The sequence below is a fragment of the Corallococcus sp. 4LFB genome (genome assembly GCF_046520365.1).
Lineage (GTDB): Bacteria > Myxococcota > Myxococcia > Myxococcales > Myxococcaceae > Corallococcus > Corallococcus caeni.
The window spans coordinates 1-14,085 of record NZ_JBKGHJ010000206.1; the positions used below are offsets into that span (position 1 = coordinate 1).

15 protein-coding genes and 1 pseudogene are annotated in these 14,085 nt (G+C 70.5%); 10 read left to right on the forward strand and 6 right to left on the reverse strand.

What is annotated here, in order from left to right; all coding sequences use genetic code 11:
* Positions 1-15 precede the first annotated feature (15 nt).
* Both ACLEQD_RS21850 and ACLEQD_RS21855 read right to left on the reverse strand, forming a co-directional pair.
* Positions 16-1,080, reverse strand: a complete 1,065-nt coding sequence (locus ACLEQD_RS21850) for a hypothetical protein (RefSeq protein WP_410386387.1) — start codon at positions 1,078-1,080, stop codon at positions 16-18.
* Positions 1,077-1,334 carry a hypothetical protein gene (locus tag ACLEQD_RS21855; RefSeq protein WP_410386389.1) on the reverse strand — a complete coding sequence of 86 codons (258 nt, stop codon included), beginning with the start codon at positions 1,332-1,334 and terminating at the stop codon, positions 1,077-1,079. Before ACLEQD_RS21855 ends, ACLEQD_RS21850 begins: the two co-directional genes overlap by 4 nt.
* Before the next feature lie 722 nt (positions 1,335-2,056).
* On the opposite strand from ACLEQD_RS21855, the gene ACLEQD_RS21860 reads away from it, so the two are divergent.
* The 4 genes from ACLEQD_RS21860 (at position 2,057) to queD (ending at position 3,898) form a co-directional block, all read left to right on the forward strand.
* Entirely contained in the window at positions 2,057-2,644 is a 588-nt protein-coding gene (locus tag ACLEQD_RS21860) for a hypothetical protein (RefSeq protein ID WP_410386390.1), read from the forward strand.
* A gap of 75 nt (positions 2,645-2,719) precedes the next feature.
* Positions 2,720-3,037 (forward strand): ArsR/SmtB family transcription factor, encoded by a 318-nt coding sequence (locus tag ACLEQD_RS21865; protein ID WP_410386392.1) that lies wholly within the window; start codon positions 2,720-2,722, stop codon positions 3,035-3,037.
* A complete protein-coding gene (locus ACLEQD_RS21870) occupies positions 3,034-3,438 on the forward strand; it encodes an SRPBCC domain-containing protein (protein ID WP_171413123.1) in 405 nt (134 codons plus the stop codon). The genes ACLEQD_RS21865 and ACLEQD_RS21870 overlap by 4 nt, the downstream gene beginning before the upstream one ends.
* 61 nt (positions 3,439-3,499) lie before the next feature.
* Positions 3,500-3,898 carry a 6-carboxytetrahydropterin synthase QueD gene (queD, locus tag ACLEQD_RS21875; RefSeq protein WP_410386394.1) on the forward strand — a complete coding sequence of 133 codons (399 nt, stop codon included), beginning with the start codon at positions 3,500-3,502 and terminating at the stop codon, positions 3,896-3,898.
* A 7-nt stretch (positions 3,899-3,905) separates the two neighbouring features.
* Here the strand turns inward: queD and ACLEQD_RS21880 are convergent, their stop codons facing one another.
* Genes ACLEQD_RS21880 through ACLEQD_RS21890 form a run of 3 tightly spaced genes read right to left on the reverse strand, consistent with a single transcriptional unit; the run spans position 3,906 to position 6,762 of the window.
* Positions 3,906-4,613 carry an SDR family NAD(P)-dependent oxidoreductase gene (locus ACLEQD_RS21880; protein WP_410386396.1) on the reverse strand — a complete coding sequence of 236 codons (708 nt, stop codon included), beginning with the start codon at positions 4,611-4,613 and terminating at the stop codon, positions 3,906-3,908.
* Entirely contained in the window at positions 4,606-5,106 is a 501-nt protein-coding gene (locus ACLEQD_RS21885) for a 6-pyruvoyl trahydropterin synthase family protein (RefSeq protein ID WP_338266444.1), read from the reverse strand. Before ACLEQD_RS21885 ends, ACLEQD_RS21880 begins: the two co-directional genes overlap by 8 nt.
* Positions 5,107-5,145: 39 nt before the next feature.
* Positions 5,146-6,762: an NADP-dependent glyceraldehyde-3-phosphate dehydrogenase gene (locus tag ACLEQD_RS21890; protein WP_410386398.1), complete on the reverse strand. Its 1,617-nt coding sequence runs from the start codon at positions 6,760-6,762 to the stop codon at positions 5,146-5,148.
* 143 nt (positions 6,763-6,905) lie between these two features.
* Between ACLEQD_RS21890 and ACLEQD_RS21895 the strand changes: the two genes are divergently transcribed.
* The 6 genes and pseudogenes from ACLEQD_RS21895 (at position 6,906) to ACLEQD_RS21920 (ending at position 13,858) form a co-directional block, all read left to right on the forward strand.
* Positions 6,906-9,137 (forward strand): YfbK domain-containing protein, encoded by a 2,232-nt coding sequence (locus ACLEQD_RS21895; protein ID WP_410386400.1) that lies wholly within the window; start codon positions 6,906-6,908, stop codon positions 9,135-9,137.
* A 10-nt stretch (positions 9,138-9,147) separates the two neighbouring features.
* Positions 9,148-10,056 carry a hypothetical protein gene (locus tag ACLEQD_RS21900; RefSeq protein WP_410386402.1) on the forward strand — a complete coding sequence of 303 codons (909 nt, stop codon included), beginning with the start codon at positions 9,148-9,150 and terminating at the stop codon, positions 10,054-10,056.
* A 164-nt stretch (positions 10,057-10,220) separates the two neighbouring features.
* Positions 10,221-10,987: pseudogene (locus ACLEQD_RS21905) on the forward strand (sensor histidine kinase).
* A complete protein-coding gene (locus tag ACLEQD_RS21910; RefSeq protein WP_410386404.1) occupies positions 10,984-11,691 on the forward strand; it encodes a response regulator transcription factor in 708 nt (235 codons plus the stop codon). Before ACLEQD_RS21905 ends, ACLEQD_RS21910 begins: the two are co-directional and overlap by 4 nt.
* Before the next feature lie 39 nt (positions 11,692-11,730).
* Entirely contained in the window at positions 11,731-12,477 is a 747-nt protein-coding gene (locus tag ACLEQD_RS21915; protein WP_410386406.1) for a type 1 glutamine amidotransferase domain-containing protein, read from the forward strand.
* Between the two features lie 169 nt (positions 12,478-12,646).
* The gene (locus ACLEQD_RS21920; protein WP_410386408.1) at positions 12,647-13,858 is read left to right on the forward strand and encodes an RICIN domain-containing protein; all 1,212 of its coding nucleotides are present in this window, start codon (positions 12,647-12,649) and stop codon (positions 13,856-13,858) included.
* 13 nt (positions 13,859-13,871) lie between these two features.
* Here the strand turns inward: ACLEQD_RS21920 and ACLEQD_RS21925 are convergent.
* The coding region (locus ACLEQD_RS21925; RefSeq protein ID WP_410386410.1) for a hypothetical protein at positions 13,872-14,085 on the reverse strand (214 nt) is incomplete at its 5' end.

Below are 14,085 nucleotides of genomic sequence, written 5' to 3' on the forward strand. Positions count from 1 at the left end.
TCGCCGCGCGCGGCTTCAGCCCCGGGGCAGGTGAGCTCGGCGCCGTCCGCGCCGGGCCCCGTCGAGATGCCGGCCAGCTCCGACTCCAGCGCGGAGCCCGTCCCTTCTCCAGCACCGCGCGAACAGCTCGCAGCGCCAGGTCCCCGGCGAGAACCGCCAGCGCACGACGGACAGCAGGCGCCGCGCGGGCCCGTGGACCTCCCGCAGCTTCGGATCCGCGAGCACCTTCTGGATGGCCTCTTCCGCCCGAGTGAAGCGCGCCAGCGCGGTGGCCGCATCCACGTTCGGCGGCTCCCCCTCTCCATCGGGCAGCCCGAACAGCGCCTGGCGCAGGCGGGTGCGCGCCACGAGGTACGCCGCGAGGACGCGGTAGGGGGACTCCGCGGAGCCCGAGATGGCCTGGAAGGCCTGCGCCGCCGCGTCGAAGTTCCCGCAGTACAGGAGCATGGCCGCGGCCTGGTAGTCGCGCTCGGCCTGACGGCGGGCCTGCTCGCGGGGCGTCAGCGTCTCCACGAAGCCGGGCTCCGGTTCGGACGGGGAACAGCCTTCGCTGAAGACGCTGTCCTGGTTGCCCACCCACTCGTTCAGCAGCGCCGGGCGCTGCTTCCACTCGCGCGCCAGCGTGCGCGCCGTGCTCGCCGCATGCAGGAAGGCATCGCCGTGGATGCGGGAGTAGCTCGAGTAGCCCTGGTCCCCCAGGAACACCAGCGGGCGCGGCTCCAGGGAGGGCGCCACCTCCTTGCGGACGGCGCCCCATTGCTGGCTGGCCCACTCCGCGTCGGATCCGTAGCCGTAGCGGCGCTCCGCATCCTCCCATCCGGCCACCAGGTGCTTCTGCTCGGCCGCCGTGGTGGGGATGCCCATCATCGTGCGCCAGGCATAGGCGAGGTAGGGCGCGTCGTAGGTGCGGGGGATGACGCCCAGGCGCCCGGCGGCGAAGCTGTCGAAGGGCCGGTCGGGATTGTCGCTGACCTGGAAGCGGGGCTCGGGTTCGAACTCGGGCCCGCAGGCATCGGCGATGACGGGAGGCAGCAGGACCGCGAGGCCCACGAGCCCCAGGACTGTTCTTGCGTTCTTCATGACTGGGTCTCCGCCACGGCGCGAGCGAACGCCTCGGGCGTCCACGGCCGGGGGTTGAAGAGGTAGAGGGTCGAGACGCCGGGAGGCACGGGCCCCCACTCGTCCACCGCCAGGCCCATGCTGCCGGAGCACGGGGGCGGCAGGCCGCGCGAGAACCGCGCACGCCAGACCGGGGCGTCCGGCCCCATGCGGAAGAGCTGCGGCACCACCTCCTCCACGGGCGCCGGGCAATCCAGCCGCCGGGCACGCACCACGACGCGAGCCCCGTGATGGACAGCGACATGCCCGGAGGCAGGCGCGCGCGCAGCCGCTGGAGCAGGCCGACGTAGGCGTCGGACTCCGACGCGCGGGCATCGAAGTCGAGCTGCAGCGCCGTCACGTCATGGCGGCGCGCGAGCACGTCCAGGCGATGGGCCAGGTTCTCCAGGCGCTCGGGGTTGAAGCGCGCCAGCGAGCTCCCCGGGACCATCTGCAATCGCACCGTGGCCTTCAACGCGACGCCCGGAGGAACGCGCAGCGGCTGCCGGCGGGGCAGCTCATGGACGTCTTCATCCGTGAGGTCCAGCGTCGCGAGCAGGAAGGCGACGTCCACCGCGCGCCCCTCCAGGAAGCGCAGGTCCTCCGGCCGCTCCCAGGCCCAGAGGACCAGGCGGGGCGGCGGTCCGGGTATCACCGGCATGGACGCGGACAGCGGCAGGCACAGCACCGTGAGGACCAGGGTGGCCAGCAGGCCGCGCCGTGGGCCGGGTGCCGCATGCGGGAGGGAGCGTTCGGGGAGCATCGCGGCCAGGGAGCCACGGCCGGGCATCCCGCCCGGCCGGCGTGGCGACATTTAGCAACCCCCGCGCCAGCCGCGCATGCCCCCTCGCGGCACTCCATGACTACCCGGGAAGACGTGGACAGCATGTCCACCGCCATGCTGAGTTTCGAGGCAAAGGCACACATCCCCGCCCGCCCGCCCCGAGACGCCTGGACCATGTCCTTCTTCGAAGTGCTCTCCCCGGTTCCACGGAAGATGGACATGGGGGGTGACCTCCCCCTGCGCTTCGAAACCCGTCCGCTCGTCGGCCAGGTGGTGTGGCCGCTGCTCGGGTTCGTGCTGCTCGTCGTGCTCCCCGGTGCCTACGCGCTGGACCAGGGCCTGTCCCTGGCCCTGCTGCGCGAGCAATGGATGCTGCCGCTGGTGGGCGTCCTGGGCCTGTTCGTGACCGGGACGCGCATCGTGCGGTGCCTGACGACCCGGCTGGAGGTGGTGGTGACGGCCTCGGAGGTGTCGCTGCGCGGCGCCGGAGCGCTGAGCGCCTTCACCTGGAACGAGCCCCTGGCCCACTACGTCAGCCTCGACTGCGAGCGGCGCCACCACCCGGACTGGATTGGCGCGCAGGACGAGTACGGCATCGCGCTGACGCACCGGAAGGACCCCGAGCGCAACGTCGTCGTGCACTGGAGCCGCGACTCCCGGCGCTTCGAGGACCGGCTCGCGCGCTACGCCCAGCTCCTCCGGCTCCCCGTCCGCCAGGAGCAGCGCGCGCCCGTCGCGCAGCCGCGCGTCGCCCGGAGGTAGCCGCTTCCGCCGATGCGTCGGACTTTTCCGACGCCTCTTGACGCGTCGGACATTTCCGACGTATCAATCCCAGCCATGCCCGAAGCGGATGTCTTTTCGGCGCTCGCCAATCCGGTGCGCCGCGAAATCCTGATGCAGCTGCGCAAGGGGCCGCGCGCGGTGAACGACCTGGCGAGCGGCTTCGACCTGGGCCGTCCCGCCGTCTCCGAACACCTCCAGGTCTTGCGCAAGGCGCGGCTCGTCCGCGAGGAGCCGCGCGGCCGGGAGCGCTACTACCACCTGGATCCACGTCCGCTGTCGGAGGTGGACGACTGGCTCAAGGCCTTTACGCACTACTGGAAGCAGCGGCTTGCCGCGCTCGAGGACGTGCTCGACGAGGAGTCACGCAAATGAATCCCCCCGCCATCATCCAGCTGGACCACGTGTATGCCCATCCGCCCGCCGCCGTGTGGAAGGCCCTGACGGACCCGGCGCTCCACGCGAAGTGGTGGGCCGCGGGCGACGTGCGGCCCGTCGTGGGCCACCGCTTCACGCTCGACATGGGCGCCTGGGGTCAGCAGCCGTGCGAGGTGCTCGCGGTGGAGCCGGAGCGGCTGCTCAAGTACAGCTTCGCGACGGGCACGCTCGACACGACCCTCACCTGGCGCCTCACGCCGGAGGGCACCGGGACGCGGCTCACCCTCACGCACGAGGGCTTCAACCTGGACTCGCCCATGGGCCGCCGCGCCTTCGAGGGGATGAAGCCGGGCTGGCCGGGGCTGCTCGCACGGCTGGGAACCGCACTCGGCGTCTGACTGCCCGTCCCCTGAGACGACCCGTGGACGCAAGGGGGGAACGCGGATACAAGGCCGCCGAATGGAGGCCGTCCCCGTGAAGAAGCCCACCCTCGTCACTGAAATCTCGAAGGAGTTCACCTTCGAGGCCGCGCACCGCCTGCCCCACGTTCCCGAGGGGCACAAGTGCTCGCGGGTGCACGGCCACAGCTACCGCATTGAAATCACCCTGCGCGGCCCCGTGCACCCCCAGCTCGGCTGGATTGTCGACTTCGCGGAGCTGAACGCCGCCTGGCAGCCGCTGCACGCCCAGCTGGACCACCGGCTGCTCAACGACGTCCCGGGCCTGGAGAACCCCACGAGCGAGCTGCTGGCCGCGTGGCTCTTCGAGCGCGTGAACGTGCCGGGCACCACCGTCGCCCGCATCCGCGTCGCGGAGACCTGCACGTCCTCGTGCACCGTCTACGCCGCGGAGGGCTGAAGTCGCCTCAGCGCTCCACCTGTCCCAGGTTGGCGTGGATGACCGCGCCATTGAGGACGGGGGTGGTGGCGCAGGTGTAGAGGACGCCGGCGATCTCCTCCGGCGTGATGAGCCGTCCGAACGTCGTCATCCCCGCCACGCTCGCGCGCACGGCGGGGTCCGTGCCCAGGTGCTCGCGGAGCATCTCCGTGTCCGTGAAGCCCGGGCAGACCGCGGCGGTGTGGACCCGCGTCCCCGCCAGGTCCTGGCAGGTGGCCCGCATCATCCCGATGAGCGCGTGCTTGGTCGTCACGTAGGACGCCACGCCCTTCACGGCCTTCTCCCCCAGCGTGGACGACACGTAGAGCAGCGACGAGCCGTCCGTGAGCAGCGGCCGCGCCAGGCGGTTGAGGACCAGCGGCGCGACGACGTTGACCTCCAGCACACGGCGCAGGTGGTCCGCGTCCATCGTCAGCGCGTCGTCATGCTCGTAGAGGGCGGCGTTGTGCACCACGCACAGGCGCCCCGGGCCCGCGCTGGCGCCATCGCGCAGCGCCGCTTCGACGGCGGGCTCCCAGCCCGGCACGGCCAGGTCCACCCGCACGTTGACGACGTCCGGCACGGGGCACGGGCCGCGCGCGACGTTGATGACGCGCCAGCCCTCCTTCCGGAACCGCTCCGCCGCCGCCCGGCCAATCCCCCGGCTGGCGCCGGTGATGAGGACCTGATCAGGCATCGCGCTTCCACTCCCAGGAAGCCCACTGCCCCGGGCCGGAAGCGCACTTCACCACCAGCCCGGTGATGTGGTCGCGCGCCATGGCGCTGCCGTCTCCCACCAGCTCCTCGCCGAAGACGCGCGCCAGCTCCTCCAGCGACACGTTGGCCACCGGCAGCACCGTCACGTCGCGCGCCAGGAAGCGCAGCTCCTCGCCGTTGAAGTGCGCCACGTGGTTGCCCTGCGCGTCCCGCTCCAGCCGCAGGTGCTTGGAGTGGGCAGGCAGGAAGAAGGTCTCATTCCAGGCCTTGCAGCGGGCGATGATGGCCTGCTTGAGCGGACCGTAGTCCGAAAGCAGGCCGTCCTCGGACACCTCCCCCGTCAGCGCGACGTAGACGGAGAAGTTGTGCCCATGCAGGTTCTCGCGGTGCGTGGCGGAGAAGATGGTGAAGTGCCCCGCGGAGAACTTCATCTCTTCTTTGTGCAGCTCGAGGGTCGTGGTGCGCGGCGCCATGGGATGGCCCCAGGCTTAGCACCCGAGGCCAAGGCCGGACTAGAAGAGGAAGTCCGTGGTGAGGAAATCCGACTCTCTGCGGGTCAGGATGGATTGGACGAGCGCCGTGTTGTCCGGTGTCGTCTTCGTGGCCACCAGCGTGCGGATGGAGAACACCCGCAGCGCGTCCGCCACGGACAGCGTCCCTTCCGCGGAGTCCTTGCGGCCGTTGAACGGGAACGTGTCCGGCCCGCGCTGACACTGGCAGTTGAGGTTGATGCGGCCCACCTGGTTGGAGAACGCGTCGATGAACCGCCCGATGCGCGCCGAGTCCTTCCCGAACAGGCTGAGCTGCTGGCCGAAGTGCGACTCCACCACCAGCCGCACGGCCTCCGCGTCGTCGTCGAAGACCATCACCGGCACCACCGGGCCGAACTGCTCCTCGGTGGCGAGCCGCATGTCCCTGGTCACCGGGTACACCACGGTGGGTGAATAGAACGACCGCGACGCCTGCCCGCCCGTCGCGTTCACCACGCGGGCGCCCTTGGACACCGCGTCATCCACCAGCCCCTGGAGGTACGTCCCCTTGCCCGGCTCCGGCAGCGGCGTGACGGCGACGCCCGGGTCCCAGGGCATGCCGGGCTTGAGCGTGTCCACGGCGGCGGTGAACTTCGCGAGGAACGCGTCCACGATGTTCCGGTGCACCACCAGCAGCTTGAGCGCCGTGCACCGCTGGCCGTTGAAGGACAGCGTGCCGGTGATGCACTCCTTCACGGCGTTCTCCAGGTCCGCGTCCTCCAGGATGATGGCCGGGTTCTTCGCGTCCAGGCCCAGCACGGACTTGAGGCGGTGCGGGCGCGGGTGCATGCGCTTCAATTCGCTGGCGCCCTTGTTGGTGCCAATGAAGGCGAACAGGTCCACCTGCCCGCTCTCCATCAGCGCGCCCACCGTCTCCCGGCCGCGGCCGTAGATGATGTTGATGACGCCGGGCGGGAAGCAGTCGCGGAAGGCCTCCAGCAGGGGGCGCACCAGCAGCACGCCGAACTTCGCGGGCTTGAACACCACGGTGTTGCCCATGAGCAGCGCGGGGAAGAGCGTGCTGAAGGTCTCGTTGAGGGGGTAGTTGTAAGGCCCCATGCACAGGGCCACGCCCATGGGCGCGCGGCGGATCTGCGCCATGATGCCCTGGTCCTGGACGAAGCGGGACGAGGTGCGGTCCAGCTCCTTCAGCGCGCGGAGGGTCTCCACGATGAGGTCCACCGTGCGGTCGAACTCCTTCTCCGAGTCCGGCTGCGTCTTGCCAATCTCCCACATGAGCAGGTTCACCACGGCGGTGCGCTGGGCGCGCATGGCGGTGAGGAAGCGCTCCACGTGCTCGATGCGCTCGGCGACCTTGAGGGAGGGCCAGACGCCCCGGCCGGAGTCGTACGCCTTCACCGCCGCCGCGAGCGCGTCCAGGGACTCGCGCGAGGTGAGCAGCGGCGTCGCGCCAATCACCTTCTGCTTCAGGCCTTCCGGGGTCCGGACGAACACGGGGCTGGCCACGGGGTTGAGCTCACCCGCCCAGGTGCGCAGCTCACCTCCCACCAGGTACTCGCGCTGCTCCAGATACGCGGGCAGGCGCACTCCGGGAGGAATCTGCTCTTCGGTGGGAAAGAGGGTATCGAGTGCCGTCATGGACGGCCCTTCTAATCAGACACCCCGCCCCCGGCACGATTTCCCGCCATGATGAAACCATGATGAGGAGACGAGCCCGCCGTGCGGTTCGATGCGGGGCGCATCTGGATGATGGCTCCACCCTGATGCGCGAGAGGTGGTCCATGCTGAAGTCCCTCCTGAGAAGTGCCCTGCCCCTGCTCCTGATGACGTCCGCCGCGCCCGTGCTGGCCCAGCCGGCCGCGGGCAGCGTCGGCAAGGGCGTCATCATTGGCACGGTGATTGACGTTGTCACCCGGAAGCCCGTGCCGGACGTGGTCGTCACCGCGGTCAGCCCCAGCATGCAGGGTGAACAGACGGTGGTCGCGGACGCCCAGGGGAACTACCGCATCCCCGAGCTTCCCGCGGGCACGTACACCGTGCGGTTCGAGAAGGAGGCGTTCAAGGTCTACGCCCGCACGGACATCCAGTTGCGCGCCAATCGCACCATCCGCCTGAACGTGGAGATGCTGCCTGAGCCCTTCTCGAGGTCAGTGGAGATCATGGGCAGCCCGCCGACGATCGACGTGGGCTCCACGAACCAGGGCGTGAACGTGGACCCGGAGTTCATCCGGCGCATCGCGGTGTCACGTCCGGCGGGCAAGGGTGGAGCGACGCGCGACTTCGAGTCCCTGGCGGAGTTGGGGCCTTCGACCACCTCCGACTCCTACGGTGTCGGCATCGGGACGTCCCAGCCTGGAAATGGCTATGTCGTGGACGGCCTGAGCACGAGTGACCCGGCCTTCGGTGTCAACGGCGATCCGAACAGCCAGAACGACCGCGCGCGCGCCCCGTCCTGGGCCCTGCCGTACATGCACATCGTCGTCCCGGACGGCACGCCGCAGACGACGTACCGCGCGCCCCAGGCCTCGGCGGTCCCCACGCCGCAGCCCGCGCCGGAGCGCACCGTGGCCCCCCCGGGCCAGCGCTTCTTCGACATGTACTTCAAGGGCTACGGCGTGAACCCCACCGTGGACACGGAGGAGGAGCGCTTCTCCACCTTCTCCGTGGACACCGACACGGCGTCGTACTCGCTGACGCGCGCCTACCTGGAGCGCGGCGCGCTGCCGGACGAGCAGGCCGTGCGCGTGGAGGAGTTCGTCAACACCTTCGACTACGGCTACGCCAACGCCCCGGACGCCCCGTTCAGCGTCAACGTGGAGGGCTTCCCCTCCCCCGCGCGCAAGGGCTACCAGGTGGTGCACATCGGCGTGAAGGCGCGCGACGTGAGCCACGCCGAGCGCAAGCCGGGCCACCTCGTCTTCGTCATCGACGTGTCCGGCTCCATGAACATGGAGAACCGGCTGGGCCTGGTGAAGCGGTCGCTGCGCCTCCTGGTGGACGCGCTGGATGAGCGGGACTGGGTGTCCATCGTCGTCTACGGCAGCGAGGCCCGTTCGGTGCTCGCCCCCACCCACGCCACGCAGAAGGCCACCATCCTGGGCGCCATCGACAGCCTCCACTCGGAGGGGTCCACCAACGCGCAGGCCGGCATGGAGCTGGGCTACACGCTGGCCGCGCGCAACCTGCTGAAGGGCGGCATCAACCGCATCATCCTCTGCTCGGACGGCGTGGCGAACAACGGCATCACGCAGGCGGACGGCATCTGGGAGCGCGTGAAGGAGCGCGCGGCGGCGGGCATCACCCTGTCCACCGTGGGCTTCGGCATGGGCAACTACAACGACGAGCTGATGGAGCGGCTGGCCCAGGTGGGTGAAGGCAACTACGCCTACGTGGACAAGCTGGAGGAGGCCCGGCGCATCTTCGTGCAGAACCTCACCGGCACGCTCCAGGTGGTGGCCAAGGACGTGAAGCTCCAGGTGGAGTTCGACCGCAAGACGGTGTCCCGCTACCGCCTCATCGGCTACGAGAACCGGCTGCTCACCAGGCAGCAGTTCAACGACGACCGCGTGGACGCGGGCGAAGTGGGCGCGGGCCACGCCGTCACCGCCCTCTACGAGGTGAAGCTGCGCGACCCGTCCCAGACGAACTTCGGCACGCTGCGCATCCGCTACAAGGCCCCGGAGGGCGGCAGCTCGCGCCTCATCGAGAAGGCGATGCCCGTGACGCTCCTGCGTCCGGCCTACGAGAAGGCCGCGTCCCCCACCCGCCTGTCCTACGTCGCCGCCGCCTTCGCGGAGAAGCTGCGCGGCTCCTACTGGGCGCGCCCGCTCACCTACGACGCGCTCGTGTCGCTGTGGGAGGAGCTGGGCACGCCGCTGAAGAGCCGCCAGGACGTGGTGGAGCTGGGTGAGCTCATCCGGCTGGCCAAGAAGCTGGACCGCCGCGAGGACCGCTTCGAGACCATCTCGCCGGTGCGCACCATGGACGCCGACCGCGTCCCCACCCTCAAGTAAGGCGCCCCGGATGCCGCGCAGGCTGCTGCCCACCCTCGTCGCCCTCGTGCTCGGCCTCGCCGGGCTCGGGGTCGGCCTGGGCTATCTCCACCGCATCTTCGCCGCGGAACGCGAGGATGCGAGGGCCTCGCTCCGCTCCCGGCGCGAAGCCCTGGAGCAGTACGCCCGCGCGTCGTTGGGACAGGCCCTGCGCGAGGGCTTGGACGGCGCGCGCGGCACGCTGGCGGCGGCGAAGGAGGATCCGTTGGTGGCCACGCCGGGGCTGTACCTGCGGGAACAGGGGGAGCAGGTATTGCCCCGGCTGGCGCAGTTCGACACGGCCGGGGACGCGCCCGCGAAGGAGCGCTACGCGAGGCTGCGCGCGGGCACGGAGGTCGCGGACGAGGACGAGGGCCCGTGGAAGGAGCGGCTGGAGCGGATGGCGCTGGTGGATCAGTCGCTCAAGGCGAAGGACCGGAAGGCCACGCTGCTGTCGCTGATGGCGCTGCTCCAGCACCGCACCCGCTTCGTGCTCGCGTCCACGCGGGACCTGCCGTCGCTGCTGGTGGTGCTGGAGGACGTGGCGGCGCGGGGCGACGTGGTGCCGGACCTGATGCAGGCGCTGGTGCGTGACGGGCTGGTGGATGGCCAGGGCGGTGGACGGCTGGAGGGCTTGCAGCGGCTGCTGTTGCTCAAGCGCTCGCGCTTCACGCCGGAGGACTTCGACTTCCTGCGGGAGAAGGTGTCGGCGCTCTCCGCGCGCGTGGGCGTGCCGGTGGCGGACTTCGAGGCCCGGGCGCGCGAGCTGGCCGCGACGCGCTGCCGCTGCCCGGGGAGGTGCTGGAGCCGGTGCTGGCGCGGTCCGGCTGGTACCTGGAGCCGCTCCAGGGAGGCGCCGTGCGCGGCTGGCGCTGGATCTGCCCGGCTGCTCACGGGCTGACCCGCGAGATGCGCGAGCGCGGCCTGCTGGAGGCGGACGGGCGCGTGGCCCTGCCGGGGGACGCGCCGGTGCTGACGCTCGCGTCGCTGCCGGTGGCGGTGGAGTCGTCCGCGTGGGCGCGGGGCGAGGAAGCGCTGGAGAACCGCTACCGGCTCAAGACGCTGATGCTGGCCCTGTGCGCGGCGCTGGCGTTGACTATCGCGGCGCTGGCCTTCGTGGCGCAGCATCGCAAGTACCGCTTCCTGGAGCTCAAGAGCGACTTCGTGGCCACGGTGTCGCACGAGCTGCGCACGCCGCTGGCGTCCATCCGGCTGCTCGCGGAGACGCTGGAGTGGCGGGTGGCGGAGGGCGCGGACGCGAAGGACTACCCCGCGCGCATCATCCGCGAGGCGGACGGGCTGGGCTTCCTGGTGGAGAACCTGCTGTCCTTCAACCGCATCGACAAGGGGCGCTGGGTGCCGAAGCTCGCGCCGGTGCGGCTGGACGAGCTGGTCTCCAACCTGCGCCGGGACCTGGAGTCCGGCGCGCCGGTGCCGGTGGAGCTGACCGCGGACGTGGACGCGCGCGAGCTGAACGCGGACGCGCAGCTCCTGCGGCTCCTGCTGGCGAACCTGGCGCGCAACGCGTGCGCGTACAACACCCGCAGCCCCGTGAAGCTGCACGTCCAGACGCTGCCCGGAGGGCGCGTGCACTTCACGGACAACGGCACCGGCATTCCAAAGGCCGAGTGGGAGCGCGTCTTCGGCGAGTTCTACCGGCTGTCCGGGCGCGACGGCCGCGAGGTGCCCGGCAGCGGGCTGGGCTCGCGCTGTGCCAGCGAATCGCCAGGCTGCACGGAGGCACGCTGCGCGTGGCGGCCTCCAGCCCCGAAGGCACCACCTTCGAACTGACCCTTCCCGAGTACCGGCCCGAAGCCCGGAGCACCGCATGACCACCGCCGCCCCCACCGTCCTCGTCGTGGAGGACGACCCGAACCTGCGGCTCGCGCTGCGCGACAACCTGGAGCACCAGGGCGGCTACGCCGTGGAGGAGGCCGCCACGGTGAAGGAGGCGCGCGAGCACCTGTCCCGCCGCGACTTCCAGCTCATCCTCCTGGACGTGATGCTGCCGGACGGAGACGGCTACGCGCTCTGCCGCGCGCTGCGCGAGGAGGGCATGAGCGTGCCGGTGCTGATGCTCACCGCGCGCACGCTGGAGGAGGACGTGGTGCGAGGCTTCGAGTCCGGAGCGCAGGACTACCTGGGGAAGCCCTACCGGCTGCGCGAATTGCTCGCGCGAGTAGGGGCGCACCTGAAGCGCAGTGGCGGTGTCGCGCCAACGAAGTTGCTGCGCTTCGCGGGCTACAGCGTGGACCTGGACCGGCGGCGCGTGGAGATGCCCGAGGGCGCGGAGGTGGAGTTGACGCGCAAGGAGTTCGACCTGCTGGCCTTCTTCCTGAAGGAGCGCGAGCGGGCGCTCAAGCGCGACGAAATCCTGGACGCCGTATGGGGCACGGACGTGGTGGTGGATCCGCACACCGTGGACAACTTCGTCTCCAGCCTGAAGCGCAAGCTCAAGTGGACCAGCGCCTCACGCTTCTCCATCCAGACCGTGCGCGGCGTGGGCTACCGCATGGAAATAGAGCGCGCCTCCTGACCGCTTGTCAGCCCCGGGGGCGCGGGAAAGACTGACCGCATGGCCTCCGCCCGCCGCGTCCTCGTCCCGCTGCCCGACCATGACTTCGACGTCACCGAAGTCGCCGTGCCCTGGCGCATGCTCACCGACGCGGGCCACGAGGTCGTGTTCGCCACGGAGAAGGGCCACATGCCCGCCGCGGATCCGCTGCTGCTCACTGGCGTCCTCTTCGGGAAGCTGGGCGCGGAGCCGGAGCCCCGGCGCTTCTACGGCGACCTCACGCTCACACAGTCCTTCCAGAAGCCGCTCACCTGGGACGCGGTGGCGCCGTCGGACTTCGACGCGCTCCTGCTCCCCGGAGGCCACGCGCCGGGCATGCGACAGTACCTGGGCAGCGCGGCGCTCCAGGCGAAGGTGGCGGCGTTCTGGGCGCTCCAGCGGCCCGTCGCGGCCATCTGCCACGGCGTGCTGGTGCTCGCGCGCACGAAGGACCCCGCCACCGGCCGGAGCGTGCTCCACGGCACGCGCACCACGTGCCTGCCGAAGTACATGGAGCGCTCCGCGTACCTGCTGACCGCGTGGAAGCTGGGCCGCTACTACCGCACCTACCCCGCCTACGTGGAGGAGGAGGTCGTCGCCGCGCTCGCGGACCCAAGTCACTTCGAGCGAGGCCCCCGCGTCCTGTCCAAGCGCGGCACCGCGACGGACCATGCCCCCGCCTTCGTGGTGGAGGACGGACGCTACGTCTCCGCTCGGTGGCCAGGAGACGCGTACCTCTTCACGGAGCGCTTCCTGAAGCACCTGTGAAGCGGCTCTTCGCTCCGTTCTCTTTTGGATTCCCCGGATTGACTGGATATCACGACCAGTGGCATGAGGCATGGTGACTTTGTTCTTCGGAAGAACAAAGTCCCCCTGAGAGGCGCGGATGTCCTCCCAGGAGTTCCTTCACCTGCCGGAAGTAGCCACTGGAGACGTCATGAGCCACAAGGGAATGGTCCGCGGTCTGTCGTTGCTGGGAGTCGTGGGCGTGCTGGCCGGCTGTGCGGGGCCGGAGGCCGGAGACGCCGCGCCGGGAGCCGTGGGCCAGGTGGAGAGCGCCGCCGTCGTGTCGACCATCACGGAGGGCGACTACGTCATCCGCTCCGTGCGGACGAACAAGTGCATCGACGTGGCCTCGTCCAGCACGGCGGACGGCGCGAAGGTGCAGCAGTGGGACTGCAACGGAACCAACGCGCAGAAGTTCCACATCTCGCCCACGTCGGGCGGGTTCTGGAAGATCATCAACGTCAACAGCGGCAAGGCCCTGGACATCGCGGGGGTCAGCACCGCGGAGAACGCCGTCCTCCACCAGTGGAGCTACGTCGGCGGCGCCAACCAGCAGTTCCAGTTCATCAACCGGGGCGGCACGCAGTTCAGCTTCCACGTGCGCCACACCGGCATGGCCATGGACCTGTCGTGGGGCTCCTTCGACAACGGCACGCTCATCGTCCAGTACCCCTTCTACGCGGACCGCGACAACCAGCGCTGGACGTTCGACCGGGTCTCCGGCGGCGGAAGCGGCGGCACGGGCTTCGCGGGCATCCTCACCCGCGACATGTTCAACGCCATGTTCCCCAGCCGCAACGCCTTCTACAGCTACGACGCGCTCATCGCCGCCGCGAACGGCTTCCCGGGCCTGGCGACGACGGGCGACATGGACACGCGCAAGCGCGAGGTGGCCGCCTTCCTGGCCAACGTGTCACATGAGACGGGCGGCCTCGTGTACATCGAGGAGATCAACAAGGCGCCCTACTGCGACACGTCCTGGGGTCCCCCGGGTTGCAGCTGCGCGCCGGGCAAGCAGTACTACGGACGCGGCCCCATGCAGCTGTCGTGGAACGGCAACTACTGCGCGGCGGGCAACGCGCTGGGCCTGCCGCTCCAGGCGAACCCGGAGCTGCTGGCGCAGGACGCGAACGCCGCGTGGCGCACGGGCTTCTGGTTCTGGACCACGCAGACGGGCGCGGGCTCCATGACGGCCCACAACGCCATCGTCAACGGCGCGGGCTTCGGTGAGACCATCCGCACCATCAACGGCTCGGTGGAGTGCTACGGCCGCAACCCCGCCCAGGTGCAGAGCCGCATCGACAAGTACCTCCAGTTCTGCTCGATGCTCGGCGTGAGCCCCGGCGCCAACCTGGGGTGCTAGCGGCGCCCCGCGCTCAGGGAAGCTGCCCCAGCAATTCGTAGAGGGCCTCGCGCGTCAGCCCCGCCGCGTCGCGAGCCACCGTCTCCAGCATTCCCCTCGCCCGGCCCAGCTGGGCCGGGTCCGCGTCCTCCAGCGCGGCCATCGCGGCCTCCTGGAGCTCGCGCGACGCGGCCGGGCCCAGCTGGCCCTTCAGCAGGAAGAGGGCCTCCGCCGCCGGAGCGCCGGAG

Bases quoted from the DNA above. Each gene is read 5' to 3' on its own strand.
- ACLEQD_RS21890 (WP_410386398.1), bottom strand. From the start codon at position 6,762: ATGACGGCACTCGATACCCTCTTTCCCACCGAAGAGCAGATTCCTCCC.
- ACLEQD_RS21850 (WP_410386387.1), bottom strand. From the start codon at position 1,080: ATGAAGAACGCAAGAACAGTCCTGGGGCTCGTGGGCCTCGCGGTCCTG.
- ACLEQD_RS21865 (WP_410386392.1), top strand. From the start codon at position 2,720: ATGCCCGAAGCGGATGTCTTTTCGGCGCTCGCCAATCCGGTGCGCCGC.
- ACLEQD_RS21915 (WP_410386406.1), top strand. From the start codon at position 11,731: ATGGCCTCCGCCCGCCGCGTCCTCGTCCCGCTGCCCGACCATGACTTC.
- ACLEQD_RS21895 (WP_410386400.1), top strand. From the start codon at position 6,906: ATGCTGAAGTCCCTCCTGAGAAGTGCCCTGCCCCTGCTCCTGATGACG.
- ACLEQD_RS21860 (WP_410386390.1), top strand. From the start codon at position 2,057: ATGTCCTTCTTCGAAGTGCTCTCCCCGGTTCCACGGAAGATGGACATG.
- queD (WP_410386394.1), top strand. From the start codon at position 3,500: ATGGAGGCCGTCCCCGTGAAGAAGCCCACCCTCGTCACTGAAATCTCG.
- ACLEQD_RS21920 (WP_410386408.1), top strand. From the start codon at position 12,647: ATGAGCCACAAGGGAATGGTCCGCGGTCTGTCGTTGCTGGGAGTCGTG.
- ACLEQD_RS21880 (WP_410386396.1), bottom strand. From the start codon at position 4,613: ATGCCTGATCAGGTCCTCATCACCGGCGCCAGCCGGGGGATTGGCCGG.
- ACLEQD_RS21870 (WP_171413123.1), top strand. From the start codon at position 3,034: ATGAATCCCCCCGCCATCATCCAGCTGGACCACGTGTATGCCCATCCG.
- ACLEQD_RS21910 (WP_410386404.1), top strand. From the start codon at position 10,984: ATGACCACCGCCGCCCCCACCGTCCTCGTCGTGGAGGACGACCCGAAC.
- ACLEQD_RS21885 (WP_338266444.1), bottom strand. From the start codon at position 5,106: ATGGCGCCGCGCACCACGACCCTCGAGCTGCACAAAGAAGAGATGAAG.
- ACLEQD_RS21900 (WP_410386402.1), top strand. From the start codon at position 9,148: ATGCCGCGCAGGCTGCTGCCCACCCTCGTCGCCCTCGTGCTCGGCCTC.